This is a genomic window from Pseudomonas sp. FP2294 (assembly GCF_030687625.1).
In the GTDB taxonomy this organism is placed as follows: Bacteria; Pseudomonadota; Gammaproteobacteria; order Pseudomonadales; family Pseudomonadaceae; genus Aquipseudomonas; species Aquipseudomonas shahriarae.
In genome coordinates this window covers 41193-61854 of sequence record NZ_CP117441.1, presented here as the reverse complement: position 1 = coordinate 61854, position 20662 = coordinate 41193, and the positions used below count along the sequence as shown (strand labels likewise).

At 61.1% G+C, this 20662-nt stretch carries 20 protein-coding genes; 5 read left to right on the top strand and 15 right to left on the bottom strand.

Going from position 1 to position 20662, the window contains the following annotated elements; translation table 11 throughout:
- Positions 1 to 2: 2 nt before the first annotated feature.
- The 4 genes from PSH73_RS00295 to coxB all read right to left on the bottom strand — a co-directional run bounded on the left by PSH73_RS00295 (position 3) and on the right by coxB (position 4372).
- Positions 3 to 890 carry a cytochrome c oxidase subunit 3 gene (locus PSH73_RS00295; protein WP_057957900.1) on the bottom strand — a complete coding sequence of 296 codons (888 nt, stop codon included), beginning with the start codon at positions 888 to 890 and terminating at the stop codon, positions 3 to 5.
- Between the two features lie 34 nt (positions 891 to 924).
- Complete coding sequence (locus tag PSH73_RS00290; protein WP_057439257.1) at positions 925 to 1476, bottom strand: cytochrome c oxidase assembly protein; 552 nt, start codon at positions 1474 to 1476, stop codon at positions 925 to 927.
- 120 nt (positions 1477 to 1596) lie between these two features.
- The gene (gene ctaD / locus PSH73_RS00285) at positions 1597 to 3186 is read right to left on the bottom strand and encodes a cytochrome c oxidase subunit I (RefSeq protein ID WP_057439258.1); all 1590 of its coding nucleotides are present in this window, start codon (positions 3184 to 3186) and stop codon (positions 1597 to 1599) included.
- 58 nt (positions 3187 to 3244) lie between these two features.
- Positions 3245 to 4372 (bottom strand): cytochrome c oxidase subunit II, encoded by a 1128-nt coding sequence (gene coxB, locus PSH73_RS00280; protein WP_057957898.1) that lies wholly within the window; start codon positions 4370 to 4372, stop codon positions 3245 to 3247.
- Positions 4373 to 4739: 367 nt separating this feature from the next.
- Between coxB and PSH73_RS00275 the strand changes: the two genes are divergently transcribed.
- Positions 4740 to 5387 (top strand): hypothetical protein, encoded by a 648-nt coding sequence (locus tag PSH73_RS00275; protein WP_057957897.1) that lies wholly within the window; start codon positions 4740 to 4742, stop codon positions 5385 to 5387.
- 86 nt (positions 5388 to 5473) lie between these two features.
- On the opposite strand, the gene PSH73_RS00270 is transcribed toward PSH73_RS00275, so the two are convergent.
- The 8 genes from PSH73_RS00270 to prlC form a co-directional block, all read right to left on the bottom strand.
- Entirely contained in the window at positions 5474 to 7021 is a 1548-nt protein-coding gene (locus PSH73_RS00270; RefSeq protein ID WP_115127089.1) for a SulP family inorganic anion transporter, read from the bottom strand.
- A gap of 85 nt (positions 7022 to 7106) precedes the next feature.
- A complete protein-coding gene (locus PSH73_RS00265) occupies positions 7107 to 7838 on the bottom strand; it encodes a carbonic anhydrase (RefSeq protein ID WP_057957895.1) in 732 nt (243 codons plus the stop codon).
- A gap of 231 nt (positions 7839 to 8069) precedes the next feature.
- Entirely contained in the window at positions 8070 to 9128 is a 1059-nt protein-coding gene (locus tag PSH73_RS00260; RefSeq protein WP_057957894.1) for a PA0069 family radical SAM protein, read from the bottom strand.
- A gap of 81 nt (positions 9129 to 9209) precedes the next feature.
- Entirely contained in the window at positions 9210 to 10505 is a 1296-nt protein-coding gene (locus PSH73_RS00255; RefSeq protein ID WP_057957893.1) for a cytochrome c, read from the bottom strand.
- A gap of 12 nt (positions 10506 to 10517) precedes the next feature.
- The gene (locus PSH73_RS00250) at positions 10518 to 12302 is read right to left on the bottom strand and encodes a GMC family oxidoreductase (protein WP_305461723.1); all 1785 of its coding nucleotides are present in this window, start codon (positions 12300 to 12302) and stop codon (positions 10518 to 10520) included.
- A gap of 2 nt (positions 12303 to 12304) precedes the next feature.
- Positions 12305 to 13057 carry a gluconate 2-dehydrogenase subunit 3 family protein gene (locus PSH73_RS00245; protein WP_169960462.1) on the bottom strand — a complete coding sequence of 251 codons (753 nt, stop codon included), beginning with the start codon at positions 13055 to 13057 and terminating at the stop codon, positions 12305 to 12307.
- A gap of 291 nt (positions 13058 to 13348) precedes the next feature.
- Positions 13349 to 13624 (bottom strand): YheV family putative zinc ribbon protein, encoded by a 276-nt coding sequence (locus tag PSH73_RS00240; RefSeq protein WP_305461721.1) that lies wholly within the window; start codon positions 13622 to 13624, stop codon positions 13349 to 13351.
- Complete coding sequence (gene prlC, locus PSH73_RS00235; protein WP_120731134.1) at positions 13621 to 15672, bottom strand: oligopeptidase A; 2052 nt, start codon at positions 15670 to 15672, stop codon at positions 13621 to 13623. The genes PSH73_RS00240 and prlC overlap by 4 nt, the downstream gene beginning before the upstream one ends.
- 101 nt (positions 15673 to 15773) lie before the next feature.
- Between prlC and PSH73_RS00230 the strand changes: the two genes are divergently transcribed.
- Both PSH73_RS00230 and PSH73_RS00225 read left to right on the top strand, forming a co-directional pair.
- On the top strand, positions 15774 to 16316 hold the full coding sequence (locus PSH73_RS00230) for a gamma carbonic anhydrase family protein (RefSeq protein ID WP_305461718.1): 543 nt from the start codon (positions 15774 to 15776) through the stop codon (positions 16314 to 16316).
- Positions 16313 to 16972: an HAD family hydrolase gene (locus PSH73_RS00225; RefSeq protein WP_273871528.1), complete on the top strand. Its 660-nt coding sequence runs from the start codon at positions 16313 to 16315 to the stop codon at positions 16970 to 16972. The genes PSH73_RS00230 and PSH73_RS00225 overlap by 4 nt, the downstream gene beginning before the upstream one ends.
- Before the next feature lie 84 nt (positions 16973 to 17056).
- Here the strand turns inward: PSH73_RS00225 and PSH73_RS00220 are convergent, their stop codons facing one another.
- Complete coding sequence (locus tag PSH73_RS00220; protein ID WP_120731127.1) at positions 17057 to 18100, bottom strand: aminopeptidase; 1044 nt, start codon at positions 18098 to 18100, stop codon at positions 17057 to 17059.
- An 87-nt stretch (positions 18101 to 18187) separates the two neighbouring features.
- Here PSH73_RS00220 and PSH73_RS00215 point away from each other — a divergent pair, with 87 nt between their 5' ends.
- A complete protein-coding gene (locus tag PSH73_RS00215; RefSeq protein ID WP_057439266.1) occupies positions 18188 to 18616 on the top strand; it encodes a hypothetical protein in 429 nt (142 codons plus the stop codon).
- Here the strand turns inward: PSH73_RS00215 and PSH73_RS00210 are convergent, their stop codons facing one another.
- Positions 18617 to 18856: a DUF1161 domain-containing protein gene (locus PSH73_RS00210; protein ID WP_057439267.1), complete on the bottom strand. Its 240-nt coding sequence runs from the start codon at positions 18854 to 18856 to the stop codon at positions 18617 to 18619.
- Between the two features lie 150 nt (positions 18857 to 19006).
- Positions 19007 to 19438 carry an OsmC family protein gene (locus PSH73_RS00205; RefSeq protein WP_010168580.1) on the bottom strand — a complete coding sequence of 144 codons (432 nt, stop codon included), beginning with the start codon at positions 19436 to 19438 and terminating at the stop codon, positions 19007 to 19009.
- 212 nt (positions 19439 to 19650) lie between these two features.
- Here PSH73_RS00205 and PSH73_RS00200 point away from each other — a divergent pair, with 212 nt between their 5' ends.
- Positions 19651 to 20652, top strand: a complete 1002-nt coding sequence (locus PSH73_RS00200) for an LLM class flavin-dependent oxidoreductase (RefSeq protein WP_305461714.1) — start codon at positions 19651 to 19653, stop codon at positions 20650 to 20652.
- Positions 20653 to 20662 lie beyond the last annotated feature (10 nt).

The following is a 20662-nucleotide window of genomic DNA, read 5'->3' as shown; positions in this document are numbered from 1 at the left end:
CGCTACAGCACGTAGACGAAGAAAAACAACCCGATCCACACCACGTCGACAAAGTGCCAATACCAACTGGCCGCTTCGAAACCGAACTGGTGCTCGGCATTGAAATGCCCCTTGAGGATGCGCATCAGCATCACGAACAAAATGATCGTGCCGATGGTCACGTGGGCGCCGTGAAAGCCGGTGAGCATGAAGAACGTCGCGCCATACACCCCGGACCCCAGCGTCAGGCCCAGCTCTTTATAGGCGTGGATGTATTCCTCAGCCTGGAAGCCGAGGAACGCCACCCCCAACAACACGGTAATCGCCAGCCAGATCTTCAGCGCGCCGCGATGGCCCTTGCGCAGGGCGTGGTGGGCGATGGTGATGGTCACGCTGGAGCTCACCAGCAAGATGGTGTTGACCAACGGCAGGCCCCACGGGCTGATGGTGCCTTCCGGCGCCGGGAACAGCTTGGGATCCGGGTTGTTGAGCAGCGGCCAGGCGAACTCGAAGTTGGGCCACAGCATATGGGCAATGCCCTTGGAGCCCTCACCGGCGAGCCACGGCGCCGACATATGCCGCACATAGAACAGCGCGCCAAAGAACGCGATGAAAAACATCACCTCGGAGAAGATGAACCAGGTCATGCCCCAGCGGAACGAGCGGTCCATCTGCGCGCTGTACAAGCCGGCGCGGCTTTCTTTGATCACCGCGCCAAACCAGCCAAACATCATGTAGGCCAGCAGCAGGCTGCCAACGAAAAAGATCAGCGGACCGTGGGATTCCGGGCGGGCCGCCTTAAGGTCGTTGAACCACACACCCAGGCCATACACGGTGATCAACAGCCCAAACGTGGCAATTATTGGCCATTTGCTTTGCGCTGGTACGTAGTACGTATCATGAGTCGACATGTATCCGTTCTCCTAATCGAGCCCGCAGGCACGCCTAGCCGCCGGTATGGACAGCCACGGGCGGTTGGCGCGCAGTGATATCGAACAGCGTGTACGCCAGGGTCAAATGCTTCACATCCTTGGGCATGTCGCGATCGACAATGAAGCGCACCGGCATCTCGATGCGCTCTCCCGGCTGCAGCACTTGCTGGGTGAAGCAAAAACACTCGGTCTTGTGGAAGTACATCGCCGCTTCGGCCGGGGAAATACTCGGGATCGCCTGGGCTGTCATCGGCTTGTCGGTGGGGTTGAAGGCCACGAACACCATCTCGTTGACCGCACCGGGATGGACCACGATTTCGTCGGCCCTGGAGTGGAATTCCCAGACCATATCGATGGCATTGGTCGACAGGAACTGCACCCGTATCTGGCGCGAGGGGTCGACCACCTGCGAGCCCTCGTACTGCCCGGCGGTCTTGCCGTTGATGCCAAACGCTTTGCACATCACGTCGTAGATCGGCACCAGGGCAAAGCCGAAGGCGAACATCGCCAGCACCAGGATAAGCAGGCGCGTGACCAGGCGGTTGAGAGGTACGGAGTCAGCCATGACGCCCACCTGGGCGAGCTGGCTTCGCGATGAGGCCCTCAAGCTCTGCAGGGGTCTTGAGGCCGCCATCGCGGGCAAGCCCGCTCCCACAGGGGATCGGGAGTGTTTTCATGACCGGGTTCATTTGACCTCCGGCGGCGTGGTAAAGGTGTGGTAGGGCGCCGGTGAAGGAATGCTCCACTCCAGCCCTTCGGCGCCATCCCACGGCTTGGCCGGTGCCGGCTGGCCGCCACGGATGCACTTGATCACGATAAACAGGAAGAAGATCTGCGTAGCACCGAACATAAAGGCGCCAATCGACGACACCATGTTGAAGTCGGCGAACTGCAGGTTGTAGTCCGGCACCCGCCGCGGCATGCCGGCCAGCCCCACGAAGTGCATGGGGAAGAACGCCATGTTCATCCCCACGAACGACAGCCAGAAGTGCAGCTTGCCCAGGGTTTCGTCGTACATATGGCCGGTCCATTTCGGCAGCCAGTAGTAGGCCGAGGCGAAGATCCCGAAGATTGCGCCGGGCACCAGTACGTAATGGAAATGCGCCACCACAAAGTAGGTGTCGTGGTACTGGAAGTCCGCCGGGGCAATGGCCAGCATCAACCCGGAAAAGCCGCCAATGGTGAACAGGATCACAAAGGCCACGGCAAACAGCATCGGCGTCTCAAAGGTCAGCGAGCCTTGCCACATGGTGCTGACCCAGTTGAACACCTTGACCCCGGTGGGCACCGCGATCAGCAGGGTGGCGTACATGAAGAACAACTCGCCCACCAACGGAATGCCCACCACGAACATATGGTGCGCCCACACGATAAACGACAGGAACGCGATGCTCGCCGTGGCGTAGACCATTGAGGTGTAGCCAAACAGCGGCTTGCGCGAGAAGGTCGGGATGATCGAGCTGACGGCACCGAAGGCCGGCAGGATCATGATGTACACCTCGGGATGGCCGAAGAACCAGAACACATGCTGGAACAGCACCGGGTCACCGCCGCCAGCGGCGCTGAAGAAGCTGGTGCCGAAGTGGATATCCATCAGCATCATGGTCACGCAACCGGCCAGTACCGGCATCACTGCAATCAGCAAGAAGGCGGTGATCAGCCAGGTCCAGACAAACAGCGGCATCTTCATCAGCGTCATGCCGGGTGCGCGCAGGTTGAGGATGGTCGCGACCACGTTGATCGCGCCCATGATCGAGCTGATGCCCATCAGGTGGATGGCAAAGATAAAGAACGTCACGCTTTCCGGGGCGTAAGTGGTAGAGAGCGGGGCGTAGAAGGTCCAGCCAAAGTTCGGCCCACCGCCCGGGCTGAACAACGTCGAGACCAGCAGCAGGAACGCCGCCGGCAGCAGCCAGAAGCTGAAGTTGTTCATGCGCGGCAGGGCCATGTCCGGTGCGCCGATCATCAGCGGGATCATCCAGTTGGCCAGGCCGACAAACGCCGGCATCACCGCGCCAAACACCATGATCAGGCCATGCATGGTGGTCATCTGGTTGAAGAACGCCGGCTCGACGATCTGCAGGCCCGGCTGGAACAGCTCGGCGCGGATCACCATGGCGAACGAACCACCCAGCAGGAACATGGCGAAGCTGAACCACAGGTACATGGTCCCGATATCTTTGTGGTTGGTGGTCAGCACCCAGCGCATCAAGCCCTTGGCGGGACCGTGGGCGTGGTCAGCGGCATGACCGTGGTCATCAATCACAGTGCTCATGACCGTTCTCCTGCAAGCGGATGGGCGGGGCGGTTAAGGGCATACGCAATGAAGAGGTTCATTTGCTTTCCGCCTGTTTGATGGCCAGCACGTCTTTAGGCGTGACCATGTCGCCTTTGTTGTTGCCCCAGGCGTTACGTTCGTAAGTCACGACCGCCGCAATATCGACTTCCGACAGTTGCTTGCCGAAGGCCGCCATCGCTGTACCGGGCTTGCCGTGGTAGACGATGCTCAGGTGGTCTGCCGCCGGTCCAATGGCGATCTTCGAGCCCTTGAGCGCCGGGAACATCGGCGGCAAGCCCTGGCCTTCGGCCTGGTGACAGGCCACGCAGGCGGTGTGGTAGACCTTGTCGCCACGGGCCACCAGCTCTTCGAGCGTCCACTCTTTAGAGGTCAGCTCCTTGAGCTTGGCAGCTTCCTCCTTGCGCTCGCCGAGCCAGGTGGCGTAGTCGGCCTTGGACTTGACCTCGACCACGATGGGCATGAAGCCGTGGTCTTTGCCGCACAGCTCCGCGCACTGGCCACGGTAGATACCGGGCTTCTCGACCCGGGTCCAGGCCTCGTTGACGAAGCCGGGGATGGCATCGCGTTTGACCGCAAACGCCGGCACCCACCAAGAGTGGATCACATCAGCGGCAGTCACCAAAAAGCGCACCTTGGCGCCCACTGGCAGCACCAGCGGCTGGTCGACTTCCAGCAGGTAGTGTTCGCCCTTGGTGGCCTGGTTGTGGATCTGCTCGGCGGGGGTGGCCAGGTTGCTGAAGAACTCGACGTCCTGGCCCAGGTATTTGTAGTGCCACTTCCACTGATAGCCGGTGACCTGGATATCGATATCCGACTCACTGCTGTCGTAGATGTTGATCAGGGTCTTGGTCGCCGGAATGGCCATGGCGACGAGGATCAGCAAGGGCACCACGGTCCAGAGAATTTCCACCGTCGTACTTTCGTGGAACTTGGCCGCCACCTGGCCCGTGGAACGTCGATGCATAATCATCGACCAGAACATGGCGCCAAACACGATGATGCCGATCACCACACAGATCCAGAAAATGGTCATGTGCAGGTCGAATACGGCGTGACTGACTTCCGTGGCCCCTGGTGCCATATTCACCGTCCAGGCGGCCTGCGCCTGGCTGAATACTGACCACAAGAGTAAGCCCATCCAAACATGTGGATGTCGCGTCATTGCGGGTTCCCCTTATCGTTCTTGTTATCCCGCCGGTTTGCACCTGCGGCCAAGGGGGCGGCTTCCAAACTGCTTACATCCGCCAAGCCTTGCCTGCCTAATGCAGTCGGGCGTCATCAGCTAATTGCGTACAACCCCGAGTATAGACAGCGACTGCGACCCCGCAATGTGAGGGGACAAATCAGTGAAAAGAGACGAACGGCGCTGGCCAGCCCGCAGATTGAAGGCCTATCCGACGAACGATGGCGATTCGATATAACAGCGATGCATAACCATGAAATAATTATGACAAATGCATCTTAGGGGCTCGTATAAACGAGCTACCTTATGCAATCCCCTTTCCTACGCCCGTATTACTGGAGCTTTCATGAACACCGCCGCATTGCGCGAGCAGATTTCCCGTGCCCATCAACACGAAGCATCCACCGGCCTGTTGGCTAAACAACTGGACGCACAGTTACCGCACCTGCACTCGGCCATTTCCCTGGCCGAGGGTGATCGTAACGCGGTGATGACACGTTTCGTCAGCGCCTACATCGCCCAGGTCCCGGACCTGCTGGATGCCGCCAACGACGTGGCCCGGGAAGCCGGAATTGAAAGCCAGATCAAGCCGGTGCTGAAAATTGCCGAGCACTTCTTTCTGCAGCCACCCGCGATCCTGGCCGCCCATGAAGGCCTGAACGGCCTGCTGGACGAGGCCTACCTGGCCCATCGGCTGGTGGAAGAAGTCAACGATCTGTATATCAAGCATTTCGGCCAGCCCTTGATTCCGGCGGACACCACCGTTGCCAATGTGATTGCCCACCAGTTGATCGGCGAAGATTTCGCCAATCAGCTGGACGAAGCCGTGCACCTGGCGGTGGATGAAATGCTCAATGAAGAGAGTTTCGCCCTGGAGTCCGTCGAGGCCTATCGCGAGCAGCTCAAGAGCCCGGCAACGGAAGCCGCGTGGAAACGCTGGCCGTGCCTGTCGCGCCAGTTGGGTGTGGAGTTGGAGCTGGATCAGCCGGCCTGAGTTTTCCTGCCAGGCATAGAACAAATGTGGGAGCGGGCAAGTCGAATCGTCGCACCGCCGCGCCCACATTTTTTTATCCGGTTTCGTCAGCCCACTGACGGGGCCGAACCAATCCGCGTCGTGGTACGTATCCGCCCTTCCAATCGACGCTTCAACCCCCGCGCCTCGATCACCAACTTCGAACCCTTCGCCGCATTGGCCCGCCCCCATTCCTCCAGCAACTCCAGACACGAATGGTCCACGTAGCTCAGGTTATTGAGCGGCACATGCACGGTGGTCCCCGCCGGCACGGTCGCCAGCACCTGGGTCAATGCAGGCACCTTGAGAAAGGTCGCCGCCCCCACCAGTCGCAACTCCATTTCACCGTCCTCGGGCAGGTCGACCAGGCTGACTTTCAAGCGTGATGCCTTCCACGCCAGTTTCACCAGGGTCAGGCCGAAGCCCACCAGCACGCCCGTCAGCAAGTCGGTAAAGATGATCGCCAGGGCCGTGGCCGCGTAGGTGAACATCGGCATCCGGCCATAGCGCCCCAGGCCACGGAACGCCTTGAGGTCCACCAGCTTGATCCCGGTGTACACCAGCACACCCGCCAGGCTCGCCACCGGAATGCTCTGCAGCACGCTCGACAGCAGCAACACAAAGGCCAGCAGCCAGAGACCGTGGAACATCGCCGACAAACGCGTGGTCGCCCCCGCCTGGACGTTGGCCGAGCTGCGCACAATCACGCCGGTCATGGGCAATGCACCCACCAGACCGCACAGCATGTTGCCTACACCCTGGGCGGATAATTCCTTATCGAAGTCCGAGCGTTGGCCGTTATGCATGCGGTCCACTGCTGCCGCCGAGAGCAGAGTTTCGGCACTGGCAATAAAGGCCACCGCGAAGGCCGCGATCAACAGGTTGGGGTCGGCCAGGTTCAACAGGTCGCTGGGGCGCAGCCAATCAATTGCGTCGGCAAGGTTTTCTGGCACCTCAACGCGCTTGACCTGCAGGGCCAGCGCCAGGCTGGTCGCGGTCGCCAGGCCCACGCCGAGCAATGCCCCCGGCACAAAACGCAGCTTTTGCGGGCGAAACCGGTCCCACAACCACATCACCAGCATGGTCGCCAGGCCCAGCAGACCGGCTTGCCAACCGAGCCCGCCACCCAGGCTGGGAATGGCCTGGGCCACTGCGGCGGGAAAGCCGGCGAGGTTATCCAGCCCGGAGGGTTTGGGCGCCCCATCGAGCATCACGTGGACCTGCGACAGGACAATCAACACTCCGATCCCCGCCAGCATGCCGTAGACCACCGCCGGCGCCGTCACCCGGAACCAGCAGCCCAGGCGCAGGCGCCCGGCCACCAGTTGCAGGAAGCCGGCCAACAACAGGATCGGCCCGAGCATCAGCATGCCGTGCTGGCGCACCAGTTCGAACACCAACACCGCCAAGCCGGCCGCCGGCCCGCTGACTTGCAGGGGCGAGCCGGCCAGCCAGCCCACCACCAGGCCACCAATGATCCCGGTAAGCAGGCCCTTGGCCGGGGGCATGCCCGAGGCAATGGCGATCCCCATGCACAAGGGCAAGGCCACCAGAAACACCACCACCGAAGCCAACAGCTCCCGTGGCAGCACTGTTTTTAATTGAGCTGCACGCATGATGACTCTCCCGAGGCATTCGCCGGGCGTGGCAAGGCCTGGCTGCATCCATGGCAGCCATCGCATTACCCGGCAGGGGATTGTTTTAGAAGCGGGCTTTGGGCGTCGCCGAAGGGATCGGTCCGGAACCGCTCAACGGCCGGAATGTGGCCTGATCCGCGTCGTAGGCTTTGATTTCACTGGTCTCGATGTTGTAGATCCAGCCATGGATAAACAAATGACCGTTGGCCATGCGCGAAGCCACGGAGGGGTGGGTGCGCAAGTGTTGCAACTGGGCGATGACGTTTTCTTCGGTCAGCACCTGCATGCTTTCGCCTTCGTTGGCGCAATCACAGTTGTCCTGGACCATGGTCTTGGCGACCTCGGCGTGGCGCAGCCAGGCTTTGACCGTGGGCATTTTTTCCAGGCTCTGGGGGTTGAGCACTGCCCGCATGGCGCCACAATCGGAGTGGCCGCAGACAATAATGTGCTGCACGCCAAGCGCCAGCACCGCGTACTCGATGGCCGTGGACACACCGCCGTTCATCTGCCCATAGGGCGGCACGACGTTACCTACGTTACGGGTCACGAACAGATCGCCCGGGGAGCTCTGGGTGATCAGTTCCGGAACAATGCGCGAGTCGGCACAGGTGATAAACATCGCCCGTGGGCTCTGGGCCGTGGCGAGCTTCTTGAAGAGCTCTTCCTGCTGGGGGAAGACCTCATTATGGAAATGCAAAAAACCATCAACAATGTGCTGCAGCGCTGCATCGGCGGACTCCGCCTCGTGAGGGGCTGAAGCCGACGCAGCCAACGGCTGTTTATCCTTGTCACTCATGATTCATCCTCGTGGTTGGGGCAGGAGAGTCTTGTAGTTCAGGTCGACGCGCGATCACCGGGAAACAACACATGGAAACCACCCAGCCAGTGCCGCCGACCCACCAGTCACTTGATGAACAAGGTACCTGCCGAAACTTAACTCAAACTGAATCAACCGCTCTATCTCGCGGGTTTCAGTGATGTCAAAACGCGACCACCCTGGCCGGGCAACACGCGCTTTTGTGTCAGTCTACAACAAAGCCAGCTGCCTGCCGGGCGGACAGAATGCACTGCAATCAAGATTGAACCCTTCCCGACGATTGAGCCCCAAGCGCTTGATCGCCTTGGCAAATCGTTGCGCCAGCAAATCGGCAAACGGCCCCTCACCGCGCATGCGCACGCCGAAGCGGCTGTCATAGACTTCCCCGCCACGTACCTGGCGGACCAGGCTCATCACATGGGCCGCTCGCTGCGGATAATGGGCCGCCAGCCATTCCTCGAACAGCGGCGCTACTTCAAGGGGCAGGCGCAGCATCATATAGGCCGCGCTCTGCGCCCCGGCGGCATGGGCTTCGGCCAGCAGGCTTTCCAGTTCACTGTCGTTGATCATCGGAATCATTGGCGAACACAGCACACCCACCGGGATACCCGCCTCGCGCATTACCCGAATCGCCCGCAGCCGCGCCTTGGGCGCCGCCGCACGGGGCTCGAGGATGCGCTTGAGTTCATCGTCCAGGCTGGTGAGGCTGATCATCACCGCCACCAGCCGCTGGCGGGCCAGCTCCGTGAGCAGGTCAAGGTCACGCAGGATCAACGACCCCTTGGTCACGATAGTCACCGGGTGGCGATAGCGCAGCAGCACCTCCAGGGTTTGCCGGGTGATCTGGTATTCACGTTCGATGGGTTGATACGGGTCCGTATTGGAGCCCAAATTGATCGGCGCGCACACGTAGCCGGGCTTGGACAATTGTTGCTCCAGCACCTGGGCGGCGTTGCTCTTGGCGATCAGCTTGGTTTCAAAGTCCAGGCCCGGGGACATGTCCCAGTAGGCATGGCTGGGCCGCGCATAACAATAGATACAACCGTGCTCACACCCCCTGTAAGGGTTGATGGAGCGGTCGAACGGTAGGTCCGGCGAGGTGTTGCGGGTGATGATGGTCTTCGCCGTCTCGATGCGCACTTCGGTGCCCTGGGTCGGCGGTACTTCCTGATACCAACCGTCGTCCTCGGCCACACTGACCGTGGGCGCAAAGCGATTGTGCAGGTTGGTGGCGGTGCCTCGCCCGCGCGGCGGCAGAGGAGTGGACATACAAGCGCCTCGATACTGTTTTTATATACAGTATCGAGGCGCAGCGTCTCTGACCAGTGCCGTTGGGCGGCAAAGGCTGAATCAGTGACTCGTCACTTGCCCCAGATCGTCGCCCGAGGTGGTGTGTTTATCGCTTCTGCGCAGGTCGGCCACGTCGCCAGCCTTCACCGGCGCCCCCTGGTTACCCCAGCTGCCACGGATAAAACTCACCACATCCGCCACTTCCTGATCCGACAGGCGCCAGGCAAAGGCCGGCATGGTGAAGGCGGAAGGCGCGGCGTGAGTGGCCGGCAGGGTTCCGCCATTCAACACAATGTTGATCAACGATGTGGCATCCGCCGTCTGCAATACCGGATTGCCCGCCAGCGCCGGGAACACCCGGGTATAGCCATGACCATCGGTACGATGGCAGGCCGCGCAGTTGTCGATGTACACCGCCGCGCCCGGCCGGCTGTCATCGCCCTTCCACAGCGCCTCGGCCACCTGCTTGTCGTATTGGTGCGGCTGATCCTTGGGGTCGACTGCCGGCAGGCTCTTGAGGTAACGGGCGATAGCGGTCAGGTCGTCTTCAGACATGTACTGCATGCTGTGGACTACAACGTCGCTCATGCCGCCAAACACCGCGCTGCGATCACTGCGGCCGGTCTTGAGAAACTGCACCAGCTGCTCTTCGCTCCAACTGCCCAGGCCATCCTTGTGGTCACCGCGCAGGCTTTTGGCGATCCAGCCTTCCAGCGGCGCACTGCCCGACAGGAACGCAGAACCTTCAGACGCGCTCAGGGCCTTTTCCTGCATGGTCAGAGCGCGCGGGGTGTGGCAGGCGCCACAGTGGCCGAGACCTTCCACCAGGTAGGCGCCACGGCTGATTACCGGGTCGGTATCGGCCGGGGCCTGGTAGTCGGCCACCTCGGGTGCGAACATCCAGCGCCATGCGGCCAGGGGCCAGCGCATGCTCAAGGGCCAGGGAATGTCGCTGTCCTGGTTCGGCTGGGCGACCGGCTCCACCCCTTTCATGAAGTACGCATACAGCGCCTGCATATCGGTTTCGCTGACGCGAGCGTAAGACGGGTAGGGCATCGCCGGGTAAAGGGTACTACCGCTTTTGGCGACGCCATGGCGCACGGCCTTGTCGAAGTCTTCAAAGCTGTAGTCCCCCAGGCCGGTTTTGTCCGGGGTGATGTTGGTGGAGTAGATCACGCCGATCGGGGTTTCCATCGGCAGGCCACCGGCAAACGGCTTGCCGCCCTTGGCGGTGTGGCAGGCCACGCAGTCACCGGCGCGGGCCAGGTATTCGCCTTGTTTGATCAGATCAGTTTCAGCCGCGCTCACCGAGCAACTGCTGAACAGGGCCAGGGTCGCGATAACAAATGCTTTCATGGTCGTCGCTCCTTATGCCTGAACCAGCGGGCCGGGGTTTTTCAGGTACTGCTCGCGAATCGCCCGGGCCGACCAATAGGTCAGCGCCGCCACCAGGCCCGTAGGGTTGTAGCCCAGGCCTTGTGGGAAAGCAGATGCACCTGGGACAAACACGTTGTGCACATCCCAGCACTGCAGGTAGCGGTTCAACGCACTGGTCTTCGGGTCGGTCCCCATGATCGCGCCACCGTTGAGGTGGGTGGTCTGGTAGGACGCGGTGTTGAAGTGATCGCCGACCTTCTTGCCGAGCACGGCAATCTTCTTGGGGTTCATCGCTTCGGCGATCTTGCCCATTTTTTCGACCATGAAGCGGTTCATCTTGATGTCGTTTTCCTGCCAGTCGAAGGTCATGCGCAGCAGCGGCAGGCCGTAGGCATCACGGTAAACCGGGTCCAGATCGAGGTAGTTGCCCCGGTAGGATTGATGGGCTCCGTGGGCGTCCATCGACACCTGGTGGGTGTAGTAATCGGCGGTGGCGCGCTTCCACGCACTGCCCCAGGCCGGCGTGCCCGGCGGGTTGGAGGTGCCGGCAATCGGCCGGCTGCCCGCCTGGTTGACCCACATCGGCGAGCCGCCGACGAAGCCATGGGGACCATGGTCGAAGTTATCGGCGTTGAAATCGTCCACCGCCACGCCATTGCCGCCAGCGCCGATGAAGTTGTTGGTATGCACGTCTTTGTCGAAGTAGGCCTTGATGGTGGCCATGTTCTGGTAGGCGAAGTTCTTGCCCACCACCCCTTCGCCCGTGATCGGGTCGTAGGGCTTGCCGATGCCCGAGAGCAGCATCAGGCGCACGTTGTGGAACTGGAAGGCGCCAAGAATCACCAGGTCCGCCGGTTGCTCGATCTCCCGGCCCTGGGCGTCGATATAGGTCACGCCAGTGGCTTTACGCTTGGTGCTGTCGAGATTGACCTTGAGCACGTGGGAATTTGGCCGCAGCTCAAAGTTCGGCACCTGGCGCAGGGCCGGCAGGATGTTCACGTTGGGCGATGCCTTGGAGTACATGTAGCAGACATACCCGCTGCAAAAACCACAGAAGTTGCACGGCCCCATCTGCGCGCCATAGGGGTTGGTGTAGGGCCCCGAGGTATTGGCCGAAGGCAGGTTGTAGGGCTTATAGCCCACGGCGTTAGCCGCGTGCTGGAACAACTGCGCCGAGTAGGTATTTTTCTGCGACTCCAGTGGGAAATGGCTGGAGCGATCCGGCGCATAAGGGTTGCCGCCCTTGCCTTCACCCACCAGTTGGCCTTTGACGGTCCAGGCCTGGCCGGAGGTGCCGAAGACTTTTTCGGCGTAGTCAAAGAACGGTTCCAGCTCTTCGTAGCTGACGCCGAAGTCCTGGATGGTCATGTCCTTGGGGATGAAATTTTTGCCGTAGCGCTCTTCGTAGTGGCTGCGCATGCGCAATTCGATGGGGTCCACCCGGAAATGCACACCCGACCAGTGCAGGCCCGCGCCGCCTACGCCGTTACCCGGCAGGAAGGCGCCCAACTGACGGTTGGGCAGGGCAATGTCATTCACGCTATGGCGAATGGTCACGGTTTCCTTGGAGATGTCCTGGAACAGCTTTTTGCGCACGCTGTAGGTCAGTTCGTCGATCACCTGCGGGTAATTACCGTCCGGGTAGGTGTCCTGCATCGGGCCGCGCTCCAGCGCTACCACGTGCAAGCCGGCTTCGGTCAGTTCCTTGGCCATGATCGCGCCTGTCCAGCCGAAGCCAACGATAACCGCATCCACTTTCTTCATGATGGTCGCCACGTTTATGCCCTCTCGCCGCGGATGGAAACAGCCGGGAAGGGGTATTGCTCGTTGCGTTCAACCCAATCCATGAAATCGGCGCGGGCGCCGGGGAAGCCGATCATGGTCCAGCCGACCATGCCTTTGTTGCCACCGTGGATCGGGTCGCAGAAGAACCCTTCCTTGGTGTTTTGCAGCAACAAATTGAAGAAAATCTTCGGCGGGACCGCCGCGAAATGCTCGCCGGTTTCGGCACCGCCCGCCTCCAGGCGACGCAGCAAATCATCCTGGGTAGCGCTGTCTTGCCCAGCAAATGTTTTACCGTTGAACGCTTTCGACCAGGAATCCGTGGCGGCAATACCCAGGCGATAGATCTCCCTGGGCACCAGTTTGCTCTGCCAGCCCATCTCGGGCGGGGCGTCGGCATTGAACGGGCCTTGCATAAACCACAGGGCGCCACTGGCGTAGGGGGTGTTCATCTGCCGGTCGATATATTCCGGCGCGCCGGCTTCCAAAGCGCCTGGGCCTTGGGCATCAGCAGGGATCAAACGCGCGACGGCGGCGTTGATAAAGGCCCACTCCTCAGCGGTGAAGTAGCTCGGCTCGTAGGCCTTTTCGCTGGCGGGCGCGCTGGCCGGGCTGGCCTGGGCAGGTTCGGGCGTGGCCATCAGCATCGAGCCGCCAAGGCCAGTGCTGGCAACCGTGACCACCGGGATCAAGGTCAAGGATTTGCGCAAAAAGTCACGCCGGGGGTTGTCTCGATCTTGATCAGACATGGTGGCACCTCATCATGTGGTCACGGGTTTGAGCAGTCGCTTAATGGAGCGGCTTGTCGTTTTGGATGTAATCAATGGTTACAAATGATAGCAGGCTAAGGAATGAGAGAACCGTTTCAGCCAGGAAAATCGAGAAATGCGCGCAAAAAAATGTGGGAGCAGGCTCATGTAGGAGCTGGCTTGCCTGCGATGCAGACGCCTCGGTGTATCAGTGACACCGAGGTGATGCTATCGCAGGCAAGCCTGCTCCTACACAAGCCTGTTCCCACAGGTTGGACGGAGTAAGGCCCGTCAGTCTTTTTTCAGCTTCGGATTAGGGAAGAACTGCACCGCCTGCACCTTGGGGTCCGCCGGCGCTTTCAACGCCGAGGTGTTGACCCGCGTGCCCAATTCCTTGGGCACCGACAAACCCTGGTCGTTGAGCGTGTCGGTATAGCCGCAGGCCACGCATTCGCGATGGGGCACGTTGTCTTCGATCCACATCTTCAACTTGTCCGGCTCGCTGCACGCCGGGCACACGGCCCCGGCGATAAATTGCTTTTTGGTGATCACAGGCCCGTCACTCATGCTGCTGCGTCCTCACTCAGGCCGCTGTGGCGCAAGAGTGCGTCAATCGACGGTGCGCGTCCGCGGAAGTCGACGAACAGCACCATCGGCGCCTGGGAACCGCCACGGGCCAGGATCGCCTCGCGGAACGCCCGGCCAGTCTCGGCATTGAGCACGCCGTCTTCTTCGAACTTGGAGAAGGCATCCGCCGACAACACTTCGGCCCACTTGTAGCTGTAGTACCCCGCCGCGTAACCACCGGCGAAGATATGCGCAAAGCTGTTGGGGAAGCGGTTGTAGGCCGGAGGACGCATCACCGACACTTCGTCGCGCACGCCTTCGAGCACCTGCGCCACGCTGCGGCCATCGCCGTGGGTAGCGTGCAGCTCAAAGTCGAACAGCGAGAATTCCAGTTGGCGCACCATCATCAGGCCGGACTGGAAGTTCTTCGCCGCGAGCATTTTTTGCAGCAGGTCCTGGGGCAATGCTTCGCCACTTTCATAGTGACCGGAAATCAGCGCCAGGCCTTCCGGCTCCCAGCACCAGTTCTCCATAAACTGGCTCGGCAACTCCACCGCATCCCAGGCCACACCGTTGATACCGGACACGCCCGCGTGTTCGACGCGGGTCAGCAGGTGGTGCAGGCCGTGACCGAATTCGTGGAACAGGGTGGTGACTTCATCGTGGGTCAGCAGGGCAGGCTTGCCGCTGTCGGCCGGGGTGAAGTTGCACACCAGGTTGGCCACCGGGCTTTGCAGCGCACCCTCGGCGGTACGCCGACGATCACGGGCGCCGTCCATCCAGGCACCGCCACGCTTGTTGGCGCGGGCATACAGATCGAAGAAGAAGCGGCCGACGTGCTGGCCGTTTTCCTTGATTTCGAACAGGCGGACATCCGGGTGCCAGGTATCGAAGCCTTTTTGCTCGGCGATCTCGATGCCGTACAGGCGCTGGACGATGGCAAACAGCCCGCCCAGCACTTTGTCGATCGGGAAGTAGGCACGCAGGGCTTCCTGGGACACGCTGTAGCGCTGTTCACGCAGTTTTTCACCGTAGAAACCGCTGTCCCAGCTTTGCAGGTCGGCGCAGCCTTGTTCGGCAGCGTAGGCCTTGAGCTGCTGCAGGTCCTGGGTGGCAAATGGCTTGCTGCGCTTGGCCAGGTCACGCAGGAAACTCAGTACCTGGTCGCTGGATTCGGCCATTTTGGTGGCCAGGCTCAGTTCGGAGAAAGAGGCGAAGCCAAGCAGTTGGGCCAATTCCTGACGCAGGTCGAGGATCTGTTCCATCACCGGGCCGTTATCGTTCTGACCGGCATTCGGGCCCTGGTCCGACGCGCGGGTGCAGTAGGCCGCGTAGATTTCTTCACGTAGGGCGCGGTCGTGGGCGTAGGTCATCACCGCGTAGTAGCTGGGGAATTCCAGGCTGATCAGCCAGCCGTCGAGGCCTTTGGCCTGGGCCGCAGCAGCCATTTGCGCTTTGGCTGAGTCGGTCAGGCCGGCCAGGGTGGCTTCGTCGGTGACGTGCTTGGTCCAGGCCTGGGTGGCGTCGAGCAATTGGTTGGAGAACTTGCTGCCCAGTTCGGAGAGTTTGCTCTGCACCTCGGCATAGCGCTTCTGCTGCTCAGGCGGCAGGTCGATACCCGACAGGCGGAAGTCGCGCAGCGCGTGCTCCAGAATGGTTTTTTGCGCCACGTCGAAACCGGCCGCTTCCGGGCTGTTGGCCAGGGCTTCGAAGGCCTGGAACAGCTCGCGGTTCTGGCCCATCTCGGTGGAATAGGCGCTCAATGCCGGCAGGCAGGCCTCATAGGCTTCGCGCAGTTCGGCGCTGTTGCACACGGCATTGAGGTGGCTGACCGGGCTCCAGGCCGCGCCCAGGCGGTCGTTGAGTTCATCCATGGCCAGGACCAGGCCAGCCCAGGTCGGATTTTTTCCCTGGCTTTGCAGGATGCCTTCGATGGCGACGCGGTTGTCGGCCAGGATCTGTTCGATGGCCGGTTGGACGTGCTCGGCACGGATCGCCGAGAACGGCGGCAGGTCGTAGGACTGCAAAAGAGGGTTGTTCGCGCTCACGGTTGGCACCTTGGCTGAAGAAACAGGTAAGACAAAGATGGGGCCATCTTAATTACAATCAACGTCCACCGCAGCTATCAACCAAACAGAGAGAGGCTATCGTGACCCTTCGCACCTATCAGAATCACACGCCAACCCTCGGCGCCGGGGCTTTCGTCGATGCTTCGGCGGTGGTGATCGGCGATGTCGAAATCGGCGCCGGCAGCTCGGTCTGGCCGCTGACGGTGATTCGCGGCGACATGCACCGTATCCGCATCGGCGCGCGCACCAGCGTGCAGGATGGCTGCGTGCTGCACATTACCCACGCCGGGCCGTTCAATCCTGACGGTTTCCCGCTGCTGATCGGTGACGACGTGACCATCGCCCACAAGGTCATGCTGCATGGCTGCACCGTCGGCAGTCGCATCCTGATCGGCATGGGCAGCATTGTGATGGACGGCGCGGTGGTTGAAGACGATGTGATCATCGGTGCCGGCAGCCTGGTGCCGCCGGGCAAGAAACTTGAAAGCGGTTTTTTGTATGTGGGCAGCCCGGTTAAACAAGTTCGCGCGCTTTCTGACAAGGAACGCGCCTTTTTCACCTATAGCGCCGCGAACTACGTGAAGCTCAAGGACCTGCACCTGGCAGAGGGATTCGACCAATGACCCTGGATTACCAGACGGTTCTATTTGACCTGGACGGCACCCTGACCGACCCACGGGAAGGCATCACCCGCTCGATCCAATACGCCTTGGCCAAGCTGGGCATTGATGAGCCGGACCTGACCAAGCTCGAACACTTTATCGGCCCGCCGTTGCTGCAGGCCTTTATGCAGTTCTACGATTTCGACGAGGCCCGGGCGTGGCAGGCGGTGAATTTCTATCGCGAACGCTTCAAGGTCACCGGGCTCTATGAAAACCGGGTGTTCGACGGGGTCATGCCATTGCTGGAAGCGTTGAATGGCCAGGGGCGCCAGCTGTATGTGGCCACCTCCAAGCCGTGGGAATTTGCCCGGGAGATCGCCCGGCATTTCGATTTCGCCAAGCACTTCAAGGTGATCTACGGCAGTGAGCTGGACGGCACGCGCACCAACAAGGTCGAACTGATCGCCCACTTGATGCACGTGGAAGGGCTGGACCCGGCCAGTACCTTGATGATCGGCGACCGTAAGCACGACCTGATCGGCGCACGTAGCAATGGCCTGGATGCAGCTGCGGTGGGGTATGGGTTTGGCAGTTTTGCAGAATTGAGTGCCGAAGCGCCGCGCTGGCATTTTGAGACGCTGGACGAGATGCATCAGGCGTTTTTGCGGCGGGCTTGAGACCGCTATCGCGGGCAAGCCCGCTCCCACATTGGCGGTGTTCACACATCAACATGTGGCAGCTGGCTTGCCTGCGATGGGGCCCTAAAGGTCACGCCCCTCCAACTGCCGCAACGCCAATTTGCGCTGCTCCACCGGCAAGCGCCCCAACTGCTCAACGGCACCGTAGAACCTCAGCCAATCCCCACCCTCGCGGCGGAACAACGCCGCAAACGCCGGCACCCACTGGTCATACAGCCCAAACGGCAACAACCGCGCATTGTTCATCGGCTGATTGATCCAGGCGTCATAACGCTTGTCGCCGCCCCACTGGCTATCGCGCATCTGCCGATAATCACTGCGCAAGCGCTCGAACTCGGCGGCCTTGGCCTGGCGCATGGCATCGGCGGCCAACGGCTGCGCATACAGGCGCTCCAGGCGGCTGCGGGTGTCGAGGATCAACTGGATAAACTGGTCGCGCTGCTTCAAGGTCGATTCGCTCGCAGGCGCCAGGCCACGGGCCGCGCGCCATTGCCGGGTGCCTTCCTGCTCGACGAAGGTGGCAAACGACTCATTGAACTCGGTGTCGTCCTTCACATAAAAGCGCTGGTGCGCCAGCTCGTGAAAAATCACCGTGGCCAGGCGCTCTTCACCCCAGCGCATCATCGAGCTCATGATCGGGTCATCGAACCAGCCGAGGGTGGAATAGGCCTCGACCCCGCCAATCGACACATCCATGCCACGCAGTTGCAACAACGCCGCCTCGCCCCGCGCCGCACCCTGAGTGTAATAACCACGGTAGGCCACACATCCGGCAATCGGGAAGCAATGGTTCTGGGGTAACAAGGAAAATTCTGATGTAGCGAAGACATTCCAGACGACATACGGCCGGCCGATATCGGCATACAGGCGATAGCTCTGATTGTCCGGCAGGTGCAACTGTTGGCTGGCGAAGGTGCGCGCCTTCTGGGAGTGCGCCAAATGCTCACGCAACACTTGCGGGCGCGTCGGATCGGCAATCACTTCGGCCACCGGCTGCCGCGCCTGCAGTAACTGCCATTGGCCGCTGGCCAACTGGCTGTAGTAGCTGACACTGGAGCAACCGCCGAGCCACAGGCACGTCAGCCCCGCCAAGAAACGCCACACCATGTCAAACCGCTCCAGAGTCATTGGCCCGCCAGACTAACTGGCCGGCAGGGGTTATGCTCATACCATTCCTACGGTTGAGTGCCCACTATGCGTCAGCTCCTGCTTCCCTTGGCGGCGATTTTTCTCAGCGCCTGTGCCTCCGCGCCAATCCCGCCCGCCGACCCGCAACAGGCCTGGGTCGATTTCGCCACGCCGACGCCGGGCGCCAAGCTGGTCATGGCGCAACGCCTGGACGGCAAGGCCCTGGACGATGGGCGCTACTTCCAGGTGCCAGCGGGCAGCCATGAGTTGATGGTGCGTTTTGATTTTGAAGTGTATGCCGGGGCGGGCCTGGGTGGCGGGCTGAACCAGCCCCAGGAGCGCACCTGTTTTATCACCCTGCAATACGACCAGTTCCAGGCCGGCCAACGCTACCGCCTGGAAGGGCGCTCGCTGGGCTTTACCCCGAACATCCGGCTGTATGACGCCCAGCGTCAGTTGCTGGCCGAGGAACGCAGCATCAACTGCATTCCCTGATCAGTCATCGTTGCGCTGGTAGATGATGCGCTTGGTGCCGTTTTCGCAGGAGCCGACGATCATGGCTTCGTCATGATTCTTGGCTTCTTCGGCGGTGATGATTTCCAGGGTGTAGGACGGGATTGCCTTGGCCTGTAGGCCGACTTCAATCTCTTTCCTGAGCTCTTCACAGTCTTTCGGCGCGGCCATTGCCGATGTGGCCAAAACACCGCAGATAATCGCCAAGGCAAAACGTTTCATGTGTGAAGCTCCCTAAATGCGCTGCGCACGGGTGTGCGCCAAAGGCTGCATGGGTATGAGACCACATTTGCGAAACGCGAGTTCTGATTTAACGCAGAACAAAATGTGGGGGGGCGAGCAAGCCCGCTCCCACATTGGACCTGCGCAGGGTCAGCTGACGAGGGTGCCATCCAGGGTGATGGTGGCATTCAGCACCTTGGACACTGGGCATCCTTCCTTGGCCTTCTTGCTCAGTTCATCGAACTGCGCCTGGCTCGCGCCGGGAATCTTGGCCTTGAGGATCAGGTGAACTGCCGTGATCGCAAAACCACCGTCCACCTGGTCCAGGGTCACTTCGGCCTGGGTGTCGATACTGTCGGCCTTGAGCCCGGCATCACCGAGAATCATGGAAAAGGCCATGGAGAAACAACCGGCATGGGCCGCGCCGATCAGTTCTTCAGGGTTAGTGCCCTTGCCGCCTTCGAAACGTGCCTTGAAGCCGTAGGGGGCTTCGCGCAGTACGCCGGTTTCGGTCGAGATAGAGCCCAGACCGGTTTTCAGGTCGCCTTCCCAGTGTGCGGAGGCTTTTTTCACGATACTCATAGCGATCTCCCAAGCAGTGGTTGTGCATCAGTAAGGTTCTGAGGATAGAACCTCTGGCAAAGTTCACCCCGTCGGAAAAACCAAGTGGATTAGTAGGAAATTTCATGCCCACTATTGAATCTCGGGTATATGCCCACATTGCATAGACCATGCACATGAAGCGGCAGGTTTTGGTTCGTCACAAGCCTGCGCCCCTATGGAGAAGCAGGCTTATGAAACCACTGTCCGATGTAAAGTTCTCGACCCTCGACCTGGTACCGGTGCGCGCCAATGGCAGCCCGGCGCAGTCACTGCGCAATTCCCTGGACCTGGCCCAGCACGTGGAAAAGCTCGGCTACACCCGTTTCTGGGTAGCCGAGCACCACAATATGGATGGCATCGCCAGCTCCGCGACCTCGGTGCTGCTGGGCTACCTGGCCGGCGGCACCTCGACCATCCGGGTCGGTGCAGGCGGCGTGATGCTGCCCAACCATGCGCCACTGGTAATCGCTGAACAGTTCGGCACCCTGGAGAGCCTCTACCCCGGCCGGATCGACCTGGGCCTGGGCCGCGCACCCGGCTCCGACCAGATGACCGCCCGCGCCTTGCGCCGCGAGCGCTCCGGCAGCGCCGATGACTTCCCGGAAGATGTGGCCGAGTTGATGGCCTACCTGGGCCCGCGTACCCCCGACCAACGGGTGATCGCCATGCCGGGCACCGGCACCAACGTCCCGACCTGGCTGCTCGGCTCCAGCCTGTTCAGCGCCCAACTGGCCGGCGAGCGCGGTTTGCCCTACGCCTTCGCCTCCCATTTCGCACCGCGCATGATGCATGAGGCGATTCGCGTCTATCGCAATCACTTCAAGCCTTCGGCGGTGCTCGACAAGCCTTATGTGATGCTCGGGGTGCCGCTGGTGGCCGCCGATACCGATGAACAGGCCGATTACCTGGCCACGTCGGTCTACCAACGGATCCTCGCGCTGATGCGTGGGCAAAGCCTGGTCCAGCGCCCGCCGGTCGACAGCATGGACGGCCTGTGGCTGCCCCATGAGAAAGACGCGGTAGGTAGTTTTCTAGGCCTGGCAATGGTGGGGAGCCCGGCGAAGATTCGCGCCAAGCTGGAGGTGTTGATCGAGCAGACCGGTGCCGATGAGCTGATCTTTACCTGCGACCTGTACGAGCATGCTGATCGGATTCATTCCTACGAGCTGCTGGCACAAGTGATGAAGGGCTAAACCCCTGTGG